Origin of the sequence: Cloacibacterium rupense (assembly GCF_014645495.1) — a bacterium.
Classification (GTDB): Bacteria; Bacteroidota; Bacteroidia; order Flavobacteriales; family Weeksellaceae; genus Cloacibacterium; species Cloacibacterium rupense.
Map to the genome: position 1 here is coordinate 587,718 of NZ_BMLV01000002.1, position 20,594 is coordinate 608,311.

The following is a 20,594-nucleotide window of genomic DNA, read 5'->3' on the forward strand; positions in this document are numbered from 1 at the left end:
TAGTTTGCGAGTCAAAGATAAACTTTAACAATGTTTTGGCACTACGGGAACCCGGAAAGCAAGAAAAACAAAGGAGAGAAAATAATTTCCTCACCTTTGTTGAAAACTTACTCTATTCAGATGAATTCTAGAAAAAATACCTGCGCTATCTAAAAATTCAAATGATAAGTAAAAAAGACTATATGAAGTTAAATTACTGAATCAAAGATAGGAGAAAGGATAATATTAACATTACGGGTACCCGTAATAGGAGGAATAAAGTTGCTTTTTTTAAAAAAAATACGAAAAATTGATTAATAAAACTAAATGATGCCTAAGTCTTTGCATTTAACAATCAATTCAATATTGTTTTTGGCATTGAGGCTTTCTCTCATGTCATTCAGTTTTTTTTCCAAAGAACTTAACCCATAAGGTTTTATATCATTTTTTTTGAAATGCTCTTCTATTTCTTGTTGCCTATATCCTTTTGATAGCATTGTAATGAGCGTGATGTCGTAATCAGAAAATTCAATAGAATTCTTCTTGATACTAAACCTTATCTCTTCAGGCAAATAATATCCTTTTTCTGCAACTGTAGTGATGGCTTTTTTCAACTCTTTAGCATCGTTTCTGCCTTTGCTTACAAAAGCGTTTACGTTGTATATTTTAAACAAATCTTCTATCGATTTGGGCTTGTTTTCTATAGAAAAAACAACAACTCTAAGTTCTGGGGCTATCTCTCTAGCTGCTAGAATAAGATGTCTACCTGATTTTATATTCTGTTCAAGATAATCTTCTTCAAACGATAAATCTGTAATTAATAAGTCATAAGGGTCATTCTCAAAAATAGATTTTTTAATTTTTGCCAAAGCATCATCACAATAGTTGACAAAATCATATTGAGTAATTTTTAATTCTTCTAAAGTCTTAATGACACCTAGGTTATAGGTTTCATAATCTTCCGCAATAAGTACTTTTCTAAACATCAGTTAAATAGGAATATTAAGAGTAACTATTAATCCTCCTTTAGGATTTTTTTCAAAATTAATAACTCCATCGATTGTGGCAATACGGGTTCCCGTATTGCGAAGGCCTGTTCCAGTTTTTTTTTCTAAATCTTGAATTCCTACGCCATTATCTGTATATTTTATAAAAAGATTTTCTAAATTCTTTTCAAATTTTATAGCGACTAGGTTGGCAAAACTGTGTTTTTTCATGTTCACCATCAGTTCTTGAAGAACATAGAAAAGCTCTTTTTTCTTCTTCTCAGAAATATTAGTCCATAAGTGCTCTGTATTCCCAATAATGATTACTTTGATTTCTTCAGAAGAATAAGAACTCAGCATCAAAGATATTTTTTTGTAAAACTCTAGGGAGGCATCTTCAGATGGTTCGTGGGAGATGTCTCTTGATTTTTCATAGAGATTTTCTAGCTGATCCAGAAGTTTATCTTTAATGACTTCTTCCTTATTCTGAAGTTCTACCATAGTTTGGTAAAGGCCATTGGCAACTACGTCATGTACTTTTTTAGAATATTTAATTTTAGTATTATTTATCTCTCTTTCTTTTTCTAATTCTAGTATCTTTTTTCTCCTTTGATACCAAAAATAGCCACCAAAAATGCTAATTAGGAGTAAGAATAATAAAAAGTATAAACGAAGAATTCTATTTTCCTTTTCTACAGTTTCTGTCTTTAGCTTCTGGTTTTCTATTTGTTTTTTTTCGGTTTCATAACGAATGAGCGCAAACTGATTTTTGGCTTTATTTCTTTCTGTTTGTACGCTGTCTCTTATCAAATCATATTTTTTGAAAAGTTCTTTAGATTTGATAGGGTTTTCTAGAAAGATGATTTTTTGTAAGGCTTCTAATTGATCATCAGGATTGTTTATTTTTTGAGCAATTTCATACATTTTTTTGGCATAGAAAAGAGATTTTTGGGCATTTTTTTCTTTGTAATAATCGGCTAAAGTTGCATAACTAGAATTAAGCCCCCAAGAATCATTTTTCGTTTCTCTTATTTCTAATGACTTCGAAAAATAGGGTAAAGCATTAGCGTTTTTATTCTCAAGAAAATAACTTCTTCCAATATTGTTGAGGGTTCTAGCATATGAGATGCTGTCTTTGGTTCTGAGAGCTCTAGCGTAATATTCTCTAGCTTTTTGGTAATTTCTTAAACCTAAAAAAGTATTCCCAATGTTATTATAATAGATATATTTAGATTCATTATCTTGAGTGGTGTTTAATGCAAGATTATAGTATTTCTGTGCATTATCAAAATTTTCAAGCTCATCATTGGCAAGCGCTAGATTATTGTAATTTGAAGACTTTAGTTGGTTGGTTATACTGTCATTATTTTTAAGGAACTTTTCTGCTTCTAATGAAGTCTCTATTCCGCCAAAGAAATCACCATAGTCGGTTTGAATAATTGCCATATTAATGAGACTTTTTGTAATTCCAAGAGTATCATTAATCTTAAGAAAATCGTTTTTAGCAATGTTATAATAAACAAAGGCAGAATCATAATTTCCAGAATCTCTATAATCACCAGCTTTAGTGTAATGGGCATTTTTTGTAGGAATAGAAGCTGTTTTTTTACTCTTTTCTGAGCAATGAATCAGCGCCAATGCCATAAATAAGAAGAATAAGTTTTTCAAGGTTGTAATTTTCACACGAAATTACAAAAAAAGAGCAGACAAAAAGTCTGCTCTTACAATTTTAATTTCGTTTTATTTCAACAAACCAAGTTCGCCGAAGTGTTTTTTAAATTTAGCTACTTTTGGGCCAACTACCGCACTGCAATAGGGTTGGTTAGGATTTATTTCAAAATAATCTTGGTGGTAGGTCTCGGCACTCCAGAATTTTTCAAAAGGGACAATTTCGGTAACGTATTTGCCATTCCATTGTCCAGATTTTTCTGATTTTTCCATAGAAACTATGGCCTCTTCTTTTTGTTTTTCTGAGTGAAAGAAAATGGCAGAGCGATATTGTGTACCTATGTCATTTCCTTGTCTGTTAAGCGTGGTAGGGTCGTGAAGAAACCAAAATGCTTCTAATATTTGAGAAAATGAAATCACTTTCGGGTCAAAGGCAATTTGTACCACTTCGGCATGCCCAGTCTCTCCAGTGCAAACTTCTTCATAAGTTGGGTTTTCTTTATGCCCACCAGAATAACCAGAGGTGACAGATTCTACGCCTTTCATCATATCAAAACACGCTTCTACACACCAGAAGCATCCTCCTGCAATGGTGGCGTATTCTAAATTTTTGTTTTCCATTTTTTTAGGTTTATTGGGTTGAGTTTTCGTTTCTTGTCCGTTGCAAGAAAGTAAAATAAAACTCATCAAAAATAAAAAAAACTTCTTCATTGAACTATAACGAAGAAGTTTTTATTTTTATTTTGTCAATTGTTAGAATCTATACCCAATTCCTAGCATACCAGTGCCTACAATTCTGTTGTCTTCGTTCCCAGAAAAGTTTCTGCCAATACCTGTGCTTACCTCAAACAAAAGATTGTTTTTTAAAGACCATTTTCCTCCGAATTTAAAACCAAGCCCAAATGCTGTATCTCGGTCTGTAGTGTAGTAACTTCCCGTATTTGAATAATGATAAGTCTCTACATCTGATGAAGAAATGCTAGCAAAAGCACCGATAAAAAATCCAGAAGCTGTTTTTTTACCAAAGTAGTAGTGATAATACGGGGCAAGTTGAAAGCCACTGCTATCAGAATCTACGACATAATCATCAATGATGAATAATGTATTGACTCCTATTCCTGAATTTTCATTGATAATTCTTTCGTAAGATAAGTTTCCGATTCCTAAAACAAGGAAAATAGGATTGACCATGATGTCATTCTTTCTATCAATAGAAGAATTTTCTGTTTGTGCGAAAATTAATGAACTTGCACAAATGGCCAAGAATAAGATTGTTTTTTTCATAAGGTTTTAATTTTAACCAAAAATACTAAATTTTGTGATAATAAATCTTGATTTCAATCAAGATTACAAAAAAAACCGAAGATTTTTCTTCGGTTTTTAGAAAAAATTAAAGTTTTTTTTATCCTGTTGGGATTTCGCCTTTGAACAAGAAAGAAATAATTTCTTTATTCACTTTATCCATCATTTCACTGAATAAGTGGAAAGATTCTTGTTTATAGATTATTAGAGGGTCTTTTTGCTCGTAAACTGCACCCTGAGATGATTTTCTTAAATCGTCCATCTCTTTTAGGTGGTGTTTCCAGTTTTCATCAATAATCCCAAGGCAAATATTTTTCTCAAAATCGTTAATCATAGATTCACAATGGGTATCATAAGCTTCTTTCAGGTCGGTAACAATAGTCATTGTTTTGGTGCCATCAGAGAAAGGAACTTGTACGTTTTTGAACATGTGCCCTTGTTGCTTGAACACATTTTCTATGATTGGGAACGAGTTGTCTTTTAATAAATTGAGTCTGTTTTTATAATCTTCCTCTGCTTTTTTGAAGAGAATGTCTGTTAATTCTTTTACAGATTTTGATTTGAACTCTGCTTCAGTAACAGGAGCTTCCATGGTAAAGTATTTGATAATTTCATATTCAAATTCTTTGTATTGGTTGCCTGCTTTGGTGGCAGAAACGATACTAGCTGCTACATCATAGATTGAGTTGGTAATGTCATATCTTAAATGGTCTCCAAACAATGCATTTTTTCTACGCTTGTAAATTACATCACGTTGTTTGTTCATTACATCGTCGTACTCTAGCAATCTTTTTCTAATACCGAAGTTGTTTTCTTCTACTTTTTTCTGAGCTCTTTCTATCGACTTGGTAATCATAGAATGCTGAATTACTTCACCTTCTTTGTGACCCATTTTGTCCATCATTCTAGCGATTCTTTCAGAACCGAAAAGTCTCATTAAGTTGTCTTCCAGAGAAACATAGAATTGCGAACTACCAGGGTCACCTTGTCTTCCTGCTCTACCTCTTAGCTGTCTGTCAACACGTCTAGAATCGTGTCTTTCTGTACCAATAATTGCTAGACCTCCATTTTCTTTTACATCTCCTTGTAACTTAATATCGGTACCTCTACCTGCCATATTGGTAGCAATAGTTACTACGCCAGCTCTACCTGCTTCTGCTACAATGTCTGCTTCTTTTTTGTGAAGTTTAGCATTCAATACATTGTGCTGAATTTTTCTTAATTGTAAAGCTTTTGATAAAAATTGAGAAATTTCTACCGAAGTAGTACCCACCAAAACCGGCCTTCCTTCTGCGGTAAGTCTTTCAATTTCTTCGATTACCGCGTTGAATTTTTCTCTGTTGGTTTTATAAACTAGGTCTTGTCTGTCATCTCTTACAATAGGTCTATTGGTAGGGATAACTACTACATCTAATTTATAGATTTGCCAAAATTCTCCAGCTTCCGTTTCGGCAGTACCAGTCATACCAGCCAATTTATTGTACATTCTGAAGTAATTCTGTAATGTAATGGTAGCAAAAGTTTGAGTAGCCGCTTCAATTTTTACATTTTCTTTGGCTTCTATCGCTTGGTGAAGACCGTCTGAATAACGTCTACCTTCCATAATACGACCTGTCTGCTCATCTACAATTTTTACTTCGCCGTCTATTACAACATATTCGTCATCTTTTTCGAAAACAGTATATGCTTTTAGCAATTGACTTAGTGTGTGAATTCTTTCAGATTTTACAGCGTAATCTCTGAAAAGTTCTTCTTTTTTAGCAAACTCTTCTTCTTTGGTAAGATTTTGAGCTTCTAATTCAGCAATCAAGGTTCCGATATCTTCAAGAACGAAGAAATTAGGGTCTTGGTTGCCCTGAGACATATATTCTACCCCTTTATCGGTAAGGTCAATTTGATTGTTTTTTTCGTCGATTACAAAATAAAGGTCTTTATCTACAATATGCATTCTTTTGCTATTGTCTTGCATATATTCTCCTTCTGTTTTTTGCAAAAGAACTTTTATTCCTTCCTCAGAAAGGAATTTAATTAAGTGTTTGTTTTTAGGTAAACCTCTGTATGCTTGTAAAAGTTTGAAACCTCCGTCTGTTTTATTACCCGCAGCAATTAATTTTTTAGCCTCTGCTAAAATATTAGAAACCACTTGTTTTTGTACGGTTACAATTCTATCTACAGATGGTTTTAAAAGGTCAAATTCGTGTCTGTCACCTTGAGGAACAGGCCCAGAAATAATCAATGGAGTTCTAGCGTCATCTATCAATACAGAATCCACCTCGTCTACAATAGCAAAATTTAATTCTCCTTGTACCAATTCTTCAGGTGAAGTCACCATGTTATCTCTAAGATAATCAAAACCAAATTCATTGTTAGTACCGTAGGTAATGTCTGCTTGGTATGCTTTTCTTCTAGAGTCAGAGTTAGGTTGGTGAAGATCGATACAATCGATAGTTAATCCGTGGAACTGATAGATAGGCCCCATCCAAGCGGAGTCTCTTTTGGCCAAGTAATCATTTACGGTAACTACGTGTACGCCTCTTCCTGGTAGTGCATTTAGGTAGATAGGCAAAGTTCCTACAAGAGTTTTACCTTCACCAGTTGCCATTTCTGCTATTTTACCACTGTGAAGGGCTACACCACCAATAAACTGGGTGTCATAGTGCACCATATCCCAAACTACTTCTTTACCAGCAGCGTCCCACTTGTTTTTCCAGAAAGCGGTTTCACCTTTTATTTCTACAAAGTCTTTGGTCGCAGCCAATGCCATATCTAGACTAGTAGGTTTTACAGTAAGACCTCCGTTTTGAGCCAATCTTCTAGCGGTTTCTTTTACGACAGCAAAAGCTTCCGGAAGAATTTCTGCCAAAACTTTTTCTTCTATCTGATAAGAATCTTTTTTAAGTTCTTCTACTTTACCAAAAAGTTGCTCCTTTTCATCTACATTGCTCGTGTTTTTGATAAGCTCTTTGGTCTCGTTGATTTGTTTGGTGATATCTTCAGTAGCTGCAGCAATTTTCTTTTTGAATTCAAGAGTTTTCCCTCTCAATTCATCATCAGAAAGTTGACCAATAGCAGGCTCTACTTTTTTAATTTTGTCAACTACTTTCTTAATTTCTTTTAAGTCTTTGGCATTTTTATCACCAAGGAAACTTTTGAGAACTGTATCTAAAAATCCCATAAATAGTAATTTTACTTTTTGCTTCTAGTTGTTCACCATTGGCAAAAAAAGTGAATAATGTTTCATCCCAATGCTTTGGGATATCTATAATTTAAATTAAAAAGCTGACAGCTATGTGCCGACAGCTATTATTTTTTCTAGTATTCGTCTTCGTTCCAAAGGAAATCCTCGTCTGTAGGATAATCACTCCAAACTTCTTCTATACTTTCGTAAATCTCTCCTTCGTCTTCAATCGCTTGAAGGTTTTCTACCACTTCCATTGGTGCACCTGTTCTAATAGCGTAGTCGATTAATTCTGCTTTAGTCATCGGCCAAGGTGCGTCGCTCAAATATGAAGCTAATTCTAATGTCCAGTACATATATTCTAAATTTTTTGCAAATGTAAAAAATTAAAAAAAATTCTAAACTTTTTTATTGTTGATTTTCAACTAATTTACTTGTTGTTTCTCAAAAACCATTCCACAAAAATTTTTATGCCATTTTGATAGTTGGTTTTTGGCAGATAATTGATGAGGTTTTGAGCTTTGTTAATATCAGCGTTTGTTTTTTGTACGTCTCCCGGTTGTATCGGCAGATTTCTTTTAAGGGCAGTTTTCCCTAGTTCTGCTTCTATTCCAGAAAGCATTTCGTTGAGTGTAATTACTTGGCTTTCACCTAGATTGATGGTTTCGTAAACGTTTTTATTACCTTCTACAAATGCTATAGATTTCACAATACCATCTACAATATCATTGATAAAAGTATAATCTCTAGCGGTAGAACCATCACCATAGAATGGGATTTCTTGGTTTTCTGAGATTAATTTGGTGAATTTATGAATCGCCAAATCTGGTCTTTGTCTTGGACCAAAAACGGTAAAAAATCTCAAAAATATCATATCTAAACCATACAAATGATGATAAACGTGCCCTAAAATTTCTGTGCATTTTTTAGTAGCTGCATAAGGCGAAATTGGTCGATCTACATTATCGGCTTCAGAAAAAGGAATTTTTTCATTATTTCCGTATACGCTTGATGATGAAGCGATTACGTTTTTTTTAACCTCGAATTCTTTACACAATTCCCAAAGATTCATTGTACCTTTTATGTTTACTTCTTCATAATCAAGCGGTCTTTCTATGGAAGGTCGTACGCCAGCCAACGCAGCTAAATGCACCAAAACATCTATTTTATGATTTTTAAAAATCTGGTTTAAAGATTCTTTATCTCTGATGTCTGTATAATATAATTTGTAATTTTCTGAATTTGTTTTTTCTATAAGTTTCAGAATGTCAGTATCTTTTTCTGTAAAATCAAAATCGGAAGATAAACCTACACTTTCTAATGTATTTTTGACTTTAATTTGATAATCATAGAAATCATCAAAATTGTCAATATTTATGACAAAATGTCCATCTTTAAGGAGTTGTTCTACCAAATGAGAACCTATAAAACCGGAACCGCCTGTTACTAAATAATTCATTTGTGGTTTTTTACAAAGAATAGCAAATTTAAGAATTTGAAACCGATTTATCTTTATAAAGGAAATTAAATGTATTTAAAGTTAAAATTAAAATGAAAAATGGGATTGAAGTTTTGAAATAGAGATTAGAATCCATAATTCCACCAAAAAAGAGGTAATTTTTAATCCATAAAATCATAAGTAATAAAGACGAGAATAGAATCAAATATTTCTTGTTCAATAAAATTGAAATGAATAATAAAATCAGCCCAAAAAGATTTTCCCAAAAAGGAATAGTAAAATTTTGCTGATTCTAATATAAATCTGCTCAATCAGCAAAATCAGCGAGACAATTAACATCTTTTCCTTATTTTTACTAAAAATTTTCACAATGCAATTCAAAGGACAAATCCTCAAAATGTCTTCCGTTCTAGGAAATCCAATCAATTATTACCTCAATCTTTCAGGAGATTTAATTTCTATGAATCAACTTTTTGGCAAAAATTTACACCTGAAACACGTTGGTTATCAATGTGTAAACTGCGGTAAGGATGAGAAGATCTACAGAATGGGGTTTTGTAAAAAATGTTTTTTTGAATCTCCTTATGCAAGTGATACGATTCTAAAGCCAGAACTTTCTACGGCACATCTCGGCATTGAAGAACGTGATTTAGAAGTTGAAAAAGAAATTCAATTGCAGCCTCATATTGTATATTTGGCTTATACTGGCGATGTAAAAGTGGGCGTTACGAGAGAGACGCAAGTTCCTACAAGATGGATTGATCAGGGTGCTACTTTTGCTTTGCCGATTGCAAGAACCGAAAACCGTTACGAAGCTGGCGTAATAGAAGTAGAACTCAAAAAACATCTTGCCGATAAAACCAATTGGCGAAAAATGCTTCAAGATGATAGAGAAAGCGAAGTAGATTTATTGGATTTTAGAAACCAAATTGCTGATTTATTTCCGAAAGATTCTAAAAATTTTGCATTAGCAAGTGAAGAAATCGTGAAATTGGACTTTCCGTATGAAGCGCCAACCAAAATTACTTCTTTTACACTTGACACAAAACCAGAATTTGAAGGGGTTTTGAAAGGAATTAAAGGACAGTATTTATATTTTAATGATGGTGATTTTATTAATGTAAGAAGCCACGAAGGTTATGTGATTGAGTTGGACATATCGTGATTTAATATATAATATTTCGCAAAATCCGATAAAACAGTCAGATGTTATATATCTAAATTTGTAATATGAAGAGATTTCTAAAAATTTTATTGATTTCGATATTCAGCATCACTGTGATTTTTATGATGGTGGTTTTGGGATTTAGATTTTGGTTAAAAAATAATCTGCCCCAATACATCAAAGAAAAAACGCCGTACAATATTACTTACAAAGATTTAAAAATCAGATTTTTACAAGGTGATATTATCGCCAATAAAGTCAATATTTCAAATAAAAACCTAGATAATCAGGAAGTTATTGGTTTAGACGGTTCTATTGATGAAATTTACATTAGCAATATGGGAATTTATGATGCATTGGTGAACCAATCGCTAAATTCTAATCAAATTAAACTAAGACAACCGAATTTAAAAATCACTTTAGCAAAACCGACAGATAAAAAAAACTTAAAAAAGAAAGCTTCGATTGTCTTTGAAAATGTGGAAATTAATGATGGGAATTTTGAGATTGAAAAACATGACCGTTCGCCATTTTTTAAAATAAAGAAATTAAGTTTAAGTATTGAAAGTCTGAATCTTGCAGAACATGATGCTGTGCGAAAACTGCCCTTCACGTTTGACAATTATACTATAAAAGGGAATGATATAGAATGTTTTCCTAATGAAATTTACAAAATTACGGCTAAAAGCATAGACACAAAATCACAGCAAATTTCGGTGAAAGATTTTGCTCTGCTTCCGCTAATAAGTGAGCAAGATTTTAGTATAAAATATCCTCATCAAAATCTCTTTTTTTTCAATGCCGTGGAAATGATTTTTAAAGACATTGTGCTGAAAAATAATAAAATAACAATTGATAATGTCGTTTTTTCTCAGCCTAAAATAACGATGTATGCCAATCAATTAAAAAAGAAGGAAAAGAAAAATATATCCACATATGAACTAGATTTAAAAAATATAAATTTAAACAACGCACAATTCAATTTATTAGATTCTAAAGGCAAAGAAAAACTTTTGGTTAAAAATATCAACGCGTCTATTAAAGAATTTTTTATGAATGAAGAATCAGCAAAAAATAAAATTCCTTTCACATATAAAAATTACAAAATAAGAACAGATGCAGTGGTTTTTAATGCTAATGAATACTATCGATTTACCTTAAATCGATGGAAGGCAGATGAGAATTCTTGGGACTTAGAAAACTTTTCTATGATTCCTCTGCTCTCTAGGCAAGAATTTAGTAAAAGAATTCCAGCAGAAAGAGATTGGTACGATATCAAAATTGCAAAAACCAAAATTTCGGGAATTGATTTTAAATTTTCTAACAATCAGCCCAATGTAAAAATAACAAATGTCAACACACAAGGTGTAAAGGCCATCATTTACAGAAGCAAATTTCCAAAAGATGATTTGAGTAGAAAAAAAATGTATTCTGAATTGCTGAGAAGTATAAAATTTCCTTTGTTGGTTCAAAATCTGAAAGTTACAGAAGCTTATCTTCAGTACGAAGAAGATAATACCAATGATAATCCTGCTGGAAAATTGATTTTTTCAAATTTAAATTTGAATGCTCATAACATAAATTCTAATAAAGGTTACCAAAATACTATGGTTCCTGTTGCCATCAATTGTCAACTAATGAAAACTTCACCCATGAAAGTTAATTGGAGTTTTGATACCGCAAGAAATGATGATTTTTTTAAAATTTCAGGAATTGTTACCAACCTTCCTGCGTCACAAGTCAATTGGTTTATAAGGCCTTATCTCAATGTTTCAATTGAAGGTGAAGTCAATCATTTGAATTTTGATTTTAGTGGAAGTAATGCTCAGATTTATGGTAAAATGAACATGAAGCATCAAAATTTGAAAGTGAATATAATGGATAAAAACACCAAAGAAAAAAAGAAATTGCTAAGTGCTATCGTAAATCTTGTAGTGAAAGCGAATTCTAATAAATTTCCCGAAAGTGTAGAAGTGAATGTGAAAAGAGACCATACAAAATCTTTTTTCAATCTTTTTTGGAGAGGAATAGAAGATGGACTTAAAAAGACCTTAATTCCTAAAGATATTCAAGAAAAAGAAGACAAAATCAAAAAATCAGTAGAAAAAGTAAAGGAAATAAAGAAGGAAACGAAAATCCTGAAACATGAAATAAAAGAAACTTTTTAATAACAAACCCCGCAAATTTATTTGCGGGGCTGATTTTTGGGAAATAATTCAATTATTTTTTTAATTCTTTAATACCCATTTCATACAACGCAAAGCTCAGAATATCTGTGTTTTCACCAATCACTTGGTCTGTACTTCTACCTGCTCCGTGACCTGCATTAGTTTCAATTCTTATTAAAACAGGTTGGTTGCAAGATTGTTTTTCTTGTAATTCTGCCCCGAATTTAAAAGAATGCGCAGGTACCACTCTGTCATCATGGTCGCTTGTAATTACCATTGTAGAAGGATAGCAAACTCCTTTTTTTACATTATGAACAGGCGAATATGATTTTAAATATTCGAACATTTCTTTGCTGTCTTCCGCAGTTCCGTAATCATAAGCCCAACCTGCACCAGCAGTAAATTTATTGTATCTCAACATATCCAAAACGCCTACACCAGGAAACGCTACTTTGGCTAAATCTGGTCTCATGGTCATGGTAGCACCAACCAATAATCCGCCATTAGAACGCCCAGAAAGTGCCATAAATTTTGGAGAAGTGTAACCATTTTTCTGTAAATATTCTCCAGCAGCTATAAAATCTTCAAAAACGTTTTTCTTTTGTTGTTTTGTGCCTGCATCGTGCCATTTCTTGCCATATTCTCCACCACCTCTTAGATTAGGTACAGCATAGATTCCGCCGTTTTCCATCCAAATGGCATTCACTACAGAGAAACTTGGAGTAACTGAAATGTTGAAGCCTCCATATCCGTATAAAATGGTAGGGTTTTTACCGTTGAGTTTCAATCCTTTTTTATAAGAAATCATCATCGGAACTTTTGTGCCATCTTTAGAAGTAAAGAAAACTTGTTCCGAAACGTAATTTTCTGGGTTAAATTTTACTTTTGGCTTTAGATAAACGTCTGATTTTCCGTTTGCTACATTGAGTTTATAGGTTGTTCCTGGTGTAATGTAGTTGGTGAAAGTATAATAAAGTTCTTTATCTTTTTCTTTGCCGCCAAAACCGCCAGCAGTTCCTTTTCCTGGAAGGGTGATTTCTCTAATCAGCTTTCCGTTATAATCGAATTGTTTTACAAAAGAAACAGCGTCTTTCATATATTTTGCAAAGATATAACCACCACCTGTAGAAACGCTCAATACATTATCTGTTTCTGGAATTACATCTGTCCAAACGCTAGGGTTATTGATGTTGAATTTCTGTAATTTCATATTCGGAGCGTTTTTGTCTGTAAAAACATAAATTTCGTCTCCTTTAGTGTCTACTACGTTGGTGTTGTAATCATATCCTTTTTGAATAGGAATGAATTCAGAATTTTTAGTTAAGTCTTTGATGTAGAGCTCGTTTCCGCTGGTGTTTACTGCTGCGTCTAAAATTAAAAATCTTTCGTCATCCGAAATTCCTGCGGTCATATATCTTCTCTTGAAGCTTTCTCCACCTATAATCAGTTGGTCTTCAGATTGCTTAGTTCCTAATTTGTGGAAATACACTTTGTGCGTATCAGTCATTCCAGATAAGATGCTGCCTTCCTTCGGTTGGTCGTATTTTGAGTAATAAAAACCTTCGTCTTTGTACCAAGCTACACTACTAAATTTACAAACAATGGGCTCGTCAAATATTTTTTTGGAAACCGCATCCATTATGATAATTTTGTTCCAATCGCTACCTCCTTCAGAAATAGAATAAGCAACTAAATTTCCTTTTTTGTTGAATGATAATCCAGATAATGAAGTAGTTCCCTTTTCAGAAAATTGATTAGGGTCTAAAAAAACTTCGGTGTTTCCTGCTTTGTCTTTTCGGTACAAAACAGATTGAGCTTGCAATCCATCATTTTTATAGAAATAGGTATAATCACCTTCTTCGAAAGGAGCGGAAATTTTCTCGTAGTTCCAGATGTCTTTTAGCTGAGAACGAATGTCTTCACGAAAAGGAATTTGGGCTAAATAATTTTGAGTAAAACCTACTTCGCGCTGTACCCAATCTTTGGTGTCATCAGCTCTGTCGTCTTCTAACCAGCGATATGGGTCTTCTACTTTCGTTCCGAAATATTCGTCTGTGTGAGCAACTTTTTTGGTTTCGGGATATTGATAAGTACTTTTCATATTTTGAGAAGAACAGGAGGCAAGAAATATACTTGCCATAATAATTGAGGAAATTTTCTCTTTCATTTTTTCAAATTTTCTCAAAATTAAACAAAAAAACCGAAGTAATTCTTCGGTCAATGATGTTTTTATTTTTTCTCTACTTTAAAATTTTTAAATCCTTTTTCGTTTTTCACCAGTAAGTAATAAATTCCTTTGGGACATGAAGCAATACTTATTTTAGTTGAATTTGGGATACTTTGCAAAACTTTGCCAGTAGAATCCATTAATGTTAGATGATAGTTTTCAGAAGAGTCTTCTGATTTTATGTACACAAAATCAGAACTTGGGTTAGGATAAATATTAACAGAAATTTGATTTTTTAAAATGTCTTGAGCGCTTAGGTTAGACGCGGTTGCTAACCAAATCACGGAATTGATTAACAACGGCTGGTGATTTCCTGAAGCATCAGAGAAGTAACCATCATATAAAGTGTCTCCTGTGTCGCCCGTTCCGTCATCAGGAACAGAGCTATCTCCCAAAGCACAGACTTTGCCACTCCCGTAGTTTGCTGTGGCAAACATCACATTAGTAGTTCCTGTAGTAGAAGAGCCTGTTTTATAGACTAAACCTTGTACAGATGAATTGGCTGTTTTGTCAAGAGTCATTGTTGCTCCAGCAGCAAATTGCATTTGAGTTGGATTTCCTGCCAATCCATGAAGAATGCTGTTGGTAGGAAGATTAGCAAAATTTGAAGTGGTTTGTGAGAAACTCACCAAATCAAATGTAATTCCGAAAGGATTTGTTTTTACAGAATTGCTAGAGAACAAATCGTTCCAAACAGAAGGTGAGTCTATGCCATCACTATCTCTATCACTGTTGTCATGATCAGCAATAATGTATAAGCCACCACCGTTTTTTACAAAATTTATAATAGCTGTTTTCTCAGCTGCAGAAAATTGATTGTTTGGTTCGGTTACAATAAAGACTTTATACTTGCCTAGGTCTTGGGTGTTGGTTGTATCTCCATAGGTTATCTTCCCAGAAATTGGCAATGTTTCTACAGTGTATCCCTGTTTTACTAAATCTACAGCCCAAGCACTAAGAGCACCAGTCCAATAAGTTTCGCTGGTAGAGGCGGTAATTTCGCTTTGTGCAGGGGTGGGAATTCTTTGTGGATTAGATTCTCCACTAGATTTTGAGTCAGCGTCTATTACCCAATCTGCATTTCCTGCCATTTCGTCTTTGGTTGCGTCAAATAAAATTTTTATTTGCGCATTGGTGTAGTATAGTGTAAATATTGCTAGAAAAAGTGTAATTTTCTTCATGATGATTTTTTAAAAAGGGTAGCGAAGTTAATTAAATTAATCTTTTTGGCAAAGGATCTTGGCTTAAAACTTTATTAATAAAAAAAACCTCAGCAGATGCCGAGGTTTAATTTCTATATAACGCTTTAATTATGCGTTGGGTTCTACAGATACGAAAGATCTGTTATTTGCTTTCTTTCTGAAAACTACTTTACCGTCTACTAATGCAAACAAAGTGTGGTCTTTACCAATACCCACGTTATCACCTGGGTGGTGTTGTGTACCTCTTTGTCTTACGATAATATTACCAGCAATAGCTTCTTGACCACCGAAAATCTTTACACCTAATCTTTTAGAGTGAGATTCTCTACCGTTTTTGGAACTACCAACTCCTTTCTTGTGTGCCATTTTGTTTTAAATTTTTATCGTAAATTAATACTATTCTTCAGTTTCTTTTTTAGCAGCTTTTTTAGCAGCTGGTTTTTTAGCTGGCTCTGCTACTTCTTCAGTTGCTTCTTTTTTAGCAGCTTTTTTAGCTTTTGGAGCTTCAGCACCTGCGATAGAAACAATCTGGATTTGTGTTAATTGTTGTCTATGTCCGTTTTTCTTAGCATATCCTTTTCTTCTTTTCTTTTTGAAAACGATTACTTTATCAGCTTGAACATGGTCAAGAATTTCCGCTTCTACAGCGATTCCACTTACAGCCGGGGCACCTACAGTTACTGTTCCGTTTACAGTAAGAAGAACTTTATCAAAAGATACTTTGTCTCCTTTTTCTACTTTCAAACGGTTTACAAACAACTTTTGGTTTTGCTCAACTTTGTATTGAAGCCCTGCTATCTCTACGATTGCAAACATTGTTTATATATTTTTTAGTTAATTCGAGGTGCAAAAGTAAGAAAATTTTTTGAGTTATCCACATTAATGCTAAAATTTTTTATTTAATTTCGAAAATTGTACATTTGGAAATACTTAATAAATGTTATGAAACGAGACCTCTACATCGATTTTGCCAAAGGTTTGGCCACTCTTTCTATTATTTTCATTCACACGGCTTTTTGGAGCGGACAGCTTTATCTCCCTGCCGAAGTAAGAACATTGAGTTTATTGATAGATGTTCCTGTGTTTTTTGCACTGAGTGGATTAACTTCTGGAAATAATGTAGAAAAAACTTTGTACAGGCTCTTGAAATTGCAAGTGACCTATATGATTTTCGTGACATTTCTATTCTTTTTAGACGGAATAATGAAATGGGGAATTTTCGGTATTTTAGGAACTGAAGGAATGCAATCCTATTACACTGTTTTCGGAACTAAATATGGAGTACCCAATCTAAATTCTGCTTTTAATTGGGACATGTTGGGAAATTGGTTTCTCCACAGTTACAGCAATTGCGATAGTTTTCCAGTGGTGATGGGCAGTTTTTGGTATCTCAAAGTCTATTATATTGTAACGGTTTTCGGAGTTTTGGTTCTAAAGTTTTTCCCGAAACACGTAAAATGGATAATTGGAGTTTGCCTAGCGCTCACTATTTATTTCAATATTGATAATGATGTGATGAAAAACTTCGCACCGTATTACCCAAGCGGACAAGTGGGTTACGTGGCTTATTATTTAGCAGTTTTCCTCATTGCAACTCAATTGAAAGGCAAAAGAATTAAAGACGTTTTCGTGCCAATTCTGTATGGTTTGGTTGCTTTGAGCTTGGTGATTGTTTTCTGGTATTTCGGAAATGAAGTTTTCTATAAATTCAACAAACAAAAATTCCCTCCGAAAATTCCTTACATTGTGTGGAGTTTACTGTCTTTATTAACGATTTTTGTTTTGTACAACCGCTTGAAAATTACCAAAGACAATTTTATTAATTACATTGGTAAAAACGCAATATTCTACTATTTTGCTCAAGGAATGAGCTCTTCTGTAGTTTATTTTTTAATTCCGCCATTGAAAGACAATGTAAATACCTGGGTTTTGATGGTTATGATTTATTTGATAAATGTAGCTTTAGCCATTGTTTTTGCAGAAATTTTGAAAAAAGTGGATCAATTTGGCTGGAAAGTTTTAGAATTTTTGAGAAAGAAAACTGCAGAAAATTAATGTAAATTTGCAAAAAAATTAGATACAAATGTTCAAATTAAAACTACCAACAGACCCACGTTGGGCCAATATAGCAGAAGAAAATATAGAAGAAATCTTGACTGACCACGCTTGGTGCGAACAAAAAGCGGCCACCAATGCCATTGGTCTCATCACCATGATTCCTGAGCATACAGAAATTGTAACCGAACTTTTGGCCATCGCTCAAGAGGAAATGGACCACTTCAATCAAGTACACGAAATCATCAAAAAAAGAGGGTATGCTTTGGGCAGAACCAGAAAAGATGATTACGTAAATCAACTGTTTAAATTCATCATTCAAGGAAGTAGAGAAGACCTAATTATTGACAAAATGCTCTTCGCTGCCATGATCGAGGCTAGAAGTTGTGAACGTTTCAAAGTGCTTACAGAAAACATAAAAGACGAAGAACTCAAAGAATTTTACAAAGAATTAATGATTTCTGAAGCCAATCATTACACGACTTTTATTAGCTTTGCAAGACAACTAGGCGACCCCGAAAAAGTAAACAAACGCTGGGAAGAATGGTTGCAATACGAAGGCGAAATCATAAAATCCTACGGAAACAAAGAAACCATACACGGGTAAATCAGCGATTTAGGAATTTCGATTTCATTTTTAAATTGTTTCAGTATAATAACTGTTGAAGTGAAAAAACCAAGTTTTGATAATTATTTTAATCTTTTCTTAAAATCTTTTTTTAAGGGATTGATTATCGTAGGTCCTATTGGAGCTACGCTATATATCATTTTTGTGGTTTTTGATACCATTGACAGCCTTATTCCTTTTGATAAATTTTTTCCTTTCCTCAACAGAACTGGGGTGGGATTCATCTCTTTGATTCTTTTTATTTCTGCGGTTGGTTATTTTTTTAACAAATTCGTTTTCGGGAAATTTATTTTCGAAAGTCTAGACCATTTCTTAGAAAAAACACCCGGAGTTAAACATATTTATTCCCCTACAAAGGACGTGATGAGTTCTTTCGTGGGAGATAAAAAGAAATTCAACGTCCCGGTTTGGGTAAAAACCAATGAAAATCCAGAAATCTGGAGAATAGGTTTCCTCACCCAAAATGATATGTCAGATGTAGGGTTACCCAATAAAGTAGCGGTTTATTTACCCCATTCTTATGCCATTTCAGGCTGGGTAATAATGACCGATTCTACCCATATTTTACCTGTAGAAGGAATGAGCGCCGCAGAAGCGATGAAATTTGCCGTTTCTGGTGGTGTGGCTGGTTTCCACAGTGATAAAAATGTGTTTAAAGCACCAGAATGATTCTAATTAAATAATTGAAAAATGAAAGAGTTAATTATTTTCTTTCATTTTTTTAAGTTTTTAAAAAATTTAATTATTTAATTTTAAATTATTCATTTCATGAAACTTCCTTACGCAGAACCATTTAGAATAAAAATGGTCGAAGAAATATATCCTTCTACACGTGAACAGCGCGAAACGTGGCTAAAAAATGCGCATTATAATTTATTTAATCTAAAATCTTCTCAGGTTTTTATTGATTTGCTTACAGACTCTGGTACAGGAGCTATGAGCGATAAACAATGGGCAGAAATAATGACCGGAGACGAAAGTTATGCAGGTTCTCGCTCTTTTGACCAATTGCAAAAAAGAGTAGAGCAAATTACTGGTTTTCAACATCTTTTGCCTACGCACCAAGGGAGAGCAGCGGAAAATGTCTTGTTCTCTGCCTTAGTAAAAGAAGGGGATGTGGTTCCCGGAAATTCACATTTTGACACCACCAAAGGGCATATAGAATTCAGAAAAGCTCACGCTGTAGATTGCACCATAGATGAAGCTTTTGACATAGAAAACCTTCATCCTTTCAAAGGAAATATAGATTTACACAAACTAGAAAGCGTTTACCTTTCTCATTCCAAAGAAAATATTCCGTTTTGTCTCATTACGATTACCTGCAATACTTCTGGTGGACAGCCAGTTTCTCTAGAAAATATAAAAGCAGTAAAAAAACTTTCAGACCAATATGGTATTCCAGTGATTTTTGATTCGGCAAGATTTGCAGAAAATGCATATTTCATTAAAACCAGAGAAAAAGGACAATCAGAAAGAAGCATCAAAGAAATTTGTAAAGAAATGTTTTCCTACGGAATGGGAATGACCATGAGCTCTAAAAAAGATGGTTTGGTAAACATTGGGGGCTTTATCGCTCTTAATAATGAAGAAGTTTTCAAAAAAGCAGCTAATTTTACCATCATCTACGAAGGTTTTATCACCTACGGAGGAATGGCCGGTAGAGATATGGCAGCTTTGGCTCAAGGACTAGATGAAGCTACGGAATTTGATTATTTGCATAGTAGAATTTCGCAAGTAGAACTGCTTGGTAATCAATTGATAGAGTTGGGTGTTCCTGTCCAAAAACCAATAGGCGGTCATGCTGTTTTTGTAGATGCTTTGAAGTTTTTACCCAATGTAAAACGAGAGGAATTCCCAGCACAGACTCTCGCAATTGAATTGTACAAAGAAGCTGGAATTCGTGGCGTGGAAATTGGAACTATTCTGGCAGACCGTGACCCAGAAACCAGAGAAAATAGATATCCTAAATTAGAATTGCTAAGATTGGCAATCCCTAGAAGAACATATACAGATAATCATATTCATTATATTGCTACTGCACTTAAAAATGTTTTTGATAGACGTGATGAAATCACAAAAGGCTATCACATCACTTGGGAAAGTGAAATCCTAAGACATTTTACCGTTCAACTAGAAAAAGCTTAATAAAAAGCCGAGAAATTTTTCTCGGTTTTTTATTTTAATGTAAAACGAATGGGTTTATAGACTTCTTGACCTTTTACTCTGAAAATGATGCCATTTTCTTCAGATGTTCCTTCTACTTTGTGGTTTTCAATCTTTCTAGTTTCGGCAATCACTTTGACTTTATACACCAATCCGTTTTTGTTTTCTGAGCTGATAGGATGTTTTATTTTGTTGATAATCAAAAAAATAGGCTCTGCCTCTTGGCTCAATCCGAAGGTGACTTCATATCCTTTTTCTCCTGAATTGTTGTACGTAGAGTAGCTTGGGTCTATTACTTTTGGAATTTCTTTAGATTGAAAAATTTGACAAGAAATAAAGGTAAATGACAAGAAAATTCCAATAATTACGTTTCTGATATAGGTCTTTTTCATAAATTTGTTTAAATCAAAAATA

18 protein-coding genes are annotated in these 20,594 nt (G+C 33.6%); 6 read left to right on the plus strand and 12 right to left on the minus strand.

Translation table 11 applies throughout. The features are described 5' to 3' along the window. Nucleotides 1-302 precede the first annotated feature (302 nt). From IEW40_RS06715 to IEW40_RS06745, 7 genes are all read right to left on the minus strand, one after another. On the minus strand, nucleotides 303-965 hold the full coding sequence (locus IEW40_RS06715; RefSeq protein WP_188617300.1) for a response regulator: 663 nt from the start codon (nucleotides 963-965) through the stop codon (nucleotides 303-305). 3 nt (nucleotides 966-968) lie between these two features. Beyond that, the gene (locus IEW40_RS06720) at nucleotides 969-2,633 is read right to left on the minus strand and encodes a tetratricopeptide repeat-containing sensor histidine kinase (protein WP_188617301.1); all 1,665 of its coding nucleotides are present in this window, start codon (nucleotides 2,631-2,633) and stop codon (nucleotides 969-971) included. Nucleotides 2,634-2,705: 72 nt separating this feature from the next. Continuing rightward, nucleotides 2,706-3,344 (minus strand): peptide-methionine (S)-S-oxide reductase MsrA, encoded by a 639-nt coding sequence (gene msrA, locus IEW40_RS06725; RefSeq protein WP_188617302.1) that lies wholly within the window; start codon nucleotides 3,342-3,344, stop codon nucleotides 2,706-2,708. Nucleotides 3,345-3,386: 42 nt separating this feature from the next. After that, nucleotides 3,387-3,917, minus strand: coding sequence for a DUF3575 domain-containing protein (locus IEW40_RS06730; RefSeq protein WP_188617303.1), 531 nt, complete (start codon nucleotides 3,915-3,917; stop codon nucleotides 3,387-3,389). Between the two features lie 118 nt (nucleotides 3,918-4,035). After that, entirely contained in the window at nucleotides 4,036-7,110 is a 3,075-nt protein-coding gene (gene secA, locus IEW40_RS06735) for a preprotein translocase subunit SecA (protein WP_188617304.1), read from the minus strand. A gap of 137 nt (nucleotides 7,111-7,247) precedes the next feature. Next, nucleotides 7,248-7,469 (minus strand): DUF2795 domain-containing protein, encoded by a 222-nt coding sequence (locus IEW40_RS06740; RefSeq protein WP_002662059.1) that lies wholly within the window; start codon nucleotides 7,467-7,469, stop codon nucleotides 7,248-7,250. 74 nt (nucleotides 7,470-7,543) lie between these two features. Then, the gene (locus IEW40_RS06745) at nucleotides 7,544-8,572 is read right to left on the minus strand and encodes a GDP-mannose 4,6-dehydratase (protein WP_188617305.1); all 1,029 of its coding nucleotides are present in this window, start codon (nucleotides 8,570-8,572) and stop codon (nucleotides 7,544-7,546) included. A gap of 370 nt (nucleotides 8,573-8,942) precedes the next feature. On the opposite strand from IEW40_RS06745, the gene IEW40_RS06750 reads away from it, so the two are divergent. Together IEW40_RS06750 and IEW40_RS06755 are read left to right on the plus strand one after the other, a co-directional pair. Further along, a complete protein-coding gene (locus tag IEW40_RS06750; RefSeq protein WP_188617306.1) occupies nucleotides 8,943-9,737 on the plus strand; it encodes a DUF2797 domain-containing protein in 795 nt (264 codons plus the stop codon). Nucleotides 9,738-9,802: 65 nt separating this feature from the next. Next, entirely contained in the window at nucleotides 9,803-11,905 is a 2,103-nt protein-coding gene (locus IEW40_RS06755; RefSeq protein WP_188617307.1) for a hypothetical protein, read from the plus strand. A gap of 52 nt (nucleotides 11,906-11,957) precedes the next feature. Here the strand turns inward: IEW40_RS06755 and IEW40_RS06760 are convergent, their stop codons facing one another. The 4 genes from IEW40_RS06760 to rplU all read right to left on the minus strand — a co-directional run bounded on the left by IEW40_RS06760 (nucleotide 11,958) and on the right by rplU (nucleotide 16,150). Next, the gene (locus IEW40_RS06760) at nucleotides 11,958-14,072 is read right to left on the minus strand and encodes a prolyl oligopeptidase family serine peptidase (RefSeq protein ID WP_188617308.1); all 2,115 of its coding nucleotides are present in this window, start codon (nucleotides 14,070-14,072) and stop codon (nucleotides 11,958-11,960) included. A 62-nt stretch (nucleotides 14,073-14,134) separates the two neighbouring features. After that, nucleotides 14,135-15,313 (minus strand): T9SS type A sorting domain-containing protein, encoded by a 1,179-nt coding sequence (locus IEW40_RS06765; RefSeq protein WP_188617309.1) that lies wholly within the window; start codon nucleotides 15,311-15,313, stop codon nucleotides 14,135-14,137. 129 nt (nucleotides 15,314-15,442) lie between these two features. Further along, on the minus strand, nucleotides 15,443-15,700 hold the full coding sequence (gene rpmA / locus IEW40_RS06770) for a 50S ribosomal protein L27 (protein WP_002984034.1): 258 nt from the start codon (nucleotides 15,698-15,700) through the stop codon (nucleotides 15,443-15,445). A gap of 30 nt (nucleotides 15,701-15,730) precedes the next feature. Next, entirely contained in the window at nucleotides 15,731-16,150 is a 420-nt protein-coding gene (gene rplU / locus IEW40_RS06775) for a 50S ribosomal protein L21 (protein WP_188617310.1), read from the minus strand. A 126-nt stretch (nucleotides 16,151-16,276) separates the two neighbouring features. Here rplU and IEW40_RS06780 point away from each other — a divergent pair, with 126 nt between their 5' ends. The 4 genes from IEW40_RS06780 (at nucleotide 16,277) to tnaA (ending at nucleotide 20,162) form a co-directional block, all read left to right on the plus strand. Further along, nucleotides 16,277-17,389 carry an acyltransferase family protein gene (locus tag IEW40_RS06780; protein ID WP_188617311.1) on the plus strand — a complete coding sequence of 371 codons (1,113 nt, stop codon included), beginning with the start codon at nucleotides 16,277-16,279 and terminating at the stop codon, nucleotides 17,387-17,389. A 28-nt stretch (nucleotides 17,390-17,417) separates the two neighbouring features. Further along, on the plus strand, nucleotides 17,418-17,996 hold the full coding sequence (locus IEW40_RS06785) for a MiaE family protein (protein ID WP_188617312.1): 579 nt from the start codon (nucleotides 17,418-17,420) through the stop codon (nucleotides 17,994-17,996). Between the two features lie 60 nt (nucleotides 17,997-18,056). Continuing rightward, entirely contained in the window at nucleotides 18,057-18,686 is a 630-nt protein-coding gene (locus IEW40_RS06790; RefSeq protein WP_188617313.1) for a DUF502 domain-containing protein, read from the plus strand. Nucleotides 18,687-18,785: 99 nt separating this feature from the next. Further along, nucleotides 18,786-20,162, plus strand: coding sequence for a tryptophanase TnaA (tnaA, locus tag IEW40_RS06795; protein WP_188617314.1), 1,377 nt, complete (start codon nucleotides 18,786-18,788; stop codon nucleotides 20,160-20,162). Nucleotides 20,163-20,191: 29 nt separating this feature from the next. Here tnaA and IEW40_RS06800 read toward each other — a convergent pair whose 3' ends face one another. Next, nucleotides 20,192-20,572: a hypothetical protein gene (locus IEW40_RS06800; protein ID WP_188617315.1), complete on the minus strand. Its 381-nt coding sequence runs from the start codon at nucleotides 20,570-20,572 to the stop codon at nucleotides 20,192-20,194. Between the last annotated feature and the right edge of the window lie 22 nt (nucleotides 20,573-20,594).

What these genes read in the sequence shown, in the direction of transcription:
- IEW40_RS06715 (WP_188617300.1), bottom strand. Translation starts at nt 965, where the DNA reads ATGTTTAGAAAAGTACTTATTGCGGAAGATTATGAAACCTATAACCTA.
- msrA (WP_188617302.1), bottom strand. Translation starts at nt 3,344, where the DNA reads ATGAAGAAGTTTTTTTTATTTTTGATGAGTTTTATTTTACTTTCTTGC.
- IEW40_RS06730 (WP_188617303.1), bottom strand. Translation starts at nt 3,917, where the DNA reads ATGAAAAAAACAATCTTATTCTTGGCCATTTGTGCAAGTTCATTAATT.
- secA (WP_188617304.1), bottom strand. Translation starts at nt 7,110, where the DNA reads ATGGGATTTTTAGATACAGTTCTCAAAAGTTTCCTTGGTGATAAAAAT.
- IEW40_RS06740 (WP_002662059.1), bottom strand. Translation starts at nt 7,469, where the DNA reads ATGTACTGGACATTAGAATTAGCTTCATATTTGAGCGACGCACCTTGG.
- IEW40_RS06745 (WP_188617305.1), bottom strand. Translation starts at nt 8,572, where the DNA reads ATGAATTATTTAGTAACAGGCGGTTCCGGTTTTATAGGTTCTCATTTG.
- IEW40_RS06750 (WP_188617306.1), top strand. Translation starts at nt 8,943, where the DNA reads ATGCAATTCAAAGGACAAATCCTCAAAATGTCTTCCGTTCTAGGAAAT.
- IEW40_RS06755 (WP_188617307.1), top strand. Translation starts at nt 9,803, where the DNA reads ATGAAGAGATTTCTAAAAATTTTATTGATTTCGATATTCAGCATCACT.
- IEW40_RS06760 (WP_188617308.1), bottom strand. Translation starts at nt 14,072, where the DNA reads ATGAAAGAGAAAATTTCCTCAATTATTATGGCAAGTATATTTCTTGCC.
- IEW40_RS06765 (WP_188617309.1), bottom strand. Translation starts at nt 15,313, where the DNA reads ATGAAGAAAATTACACTTTTTCTAGCAATATTTACACTATACTACACC.
- rpmA (WP_002984034.1), bottom strand. Translation starts at nt 15,700, where the DNA reads ATGGCACACAAGAAAGGAGTTGGTAGTTCCAAAAACGGTAGAGAATCT.
- rplU (WP_188617310.1), bottom strand. Translation starts at nt 16,150, where the DNA reads ATGTTTGCAATCGTAGAGATAGCAGGGCTTCAATACAAAGTTGAGCAA.
- IEW40_RS06780 (WP_188617311.1), top strand. Translation starts at nt 16,277, where the DNA reads ATGAAACGAGACCTCTACATCGATTTTGCCAAAGGTTTGGCCACTCTT.
- IEW40_RS06785 (WP_188617312.1), top strand. Translation starts at nt 17,418, where the DNA reads ATGTTCAAATTAAAACTACCAACAGACCCACGTTGGGCCAATATAGCA.
- tnaA (WP_188617314.1), top strand. Translation starts at nt 18,786, where the DNA reads ATGAAACTTCCTTACGCAGAACCATTTAGAATAAAAATGGTCGAAGAA.
- IEW40_RS06800 (WP_188617315.1), bottom strand. Translation starts at nt 20,572, where the DNA reads ATGAAAAAGACCTATATCAGAAACGTAATTATTGGAATTTTCTTGTCA.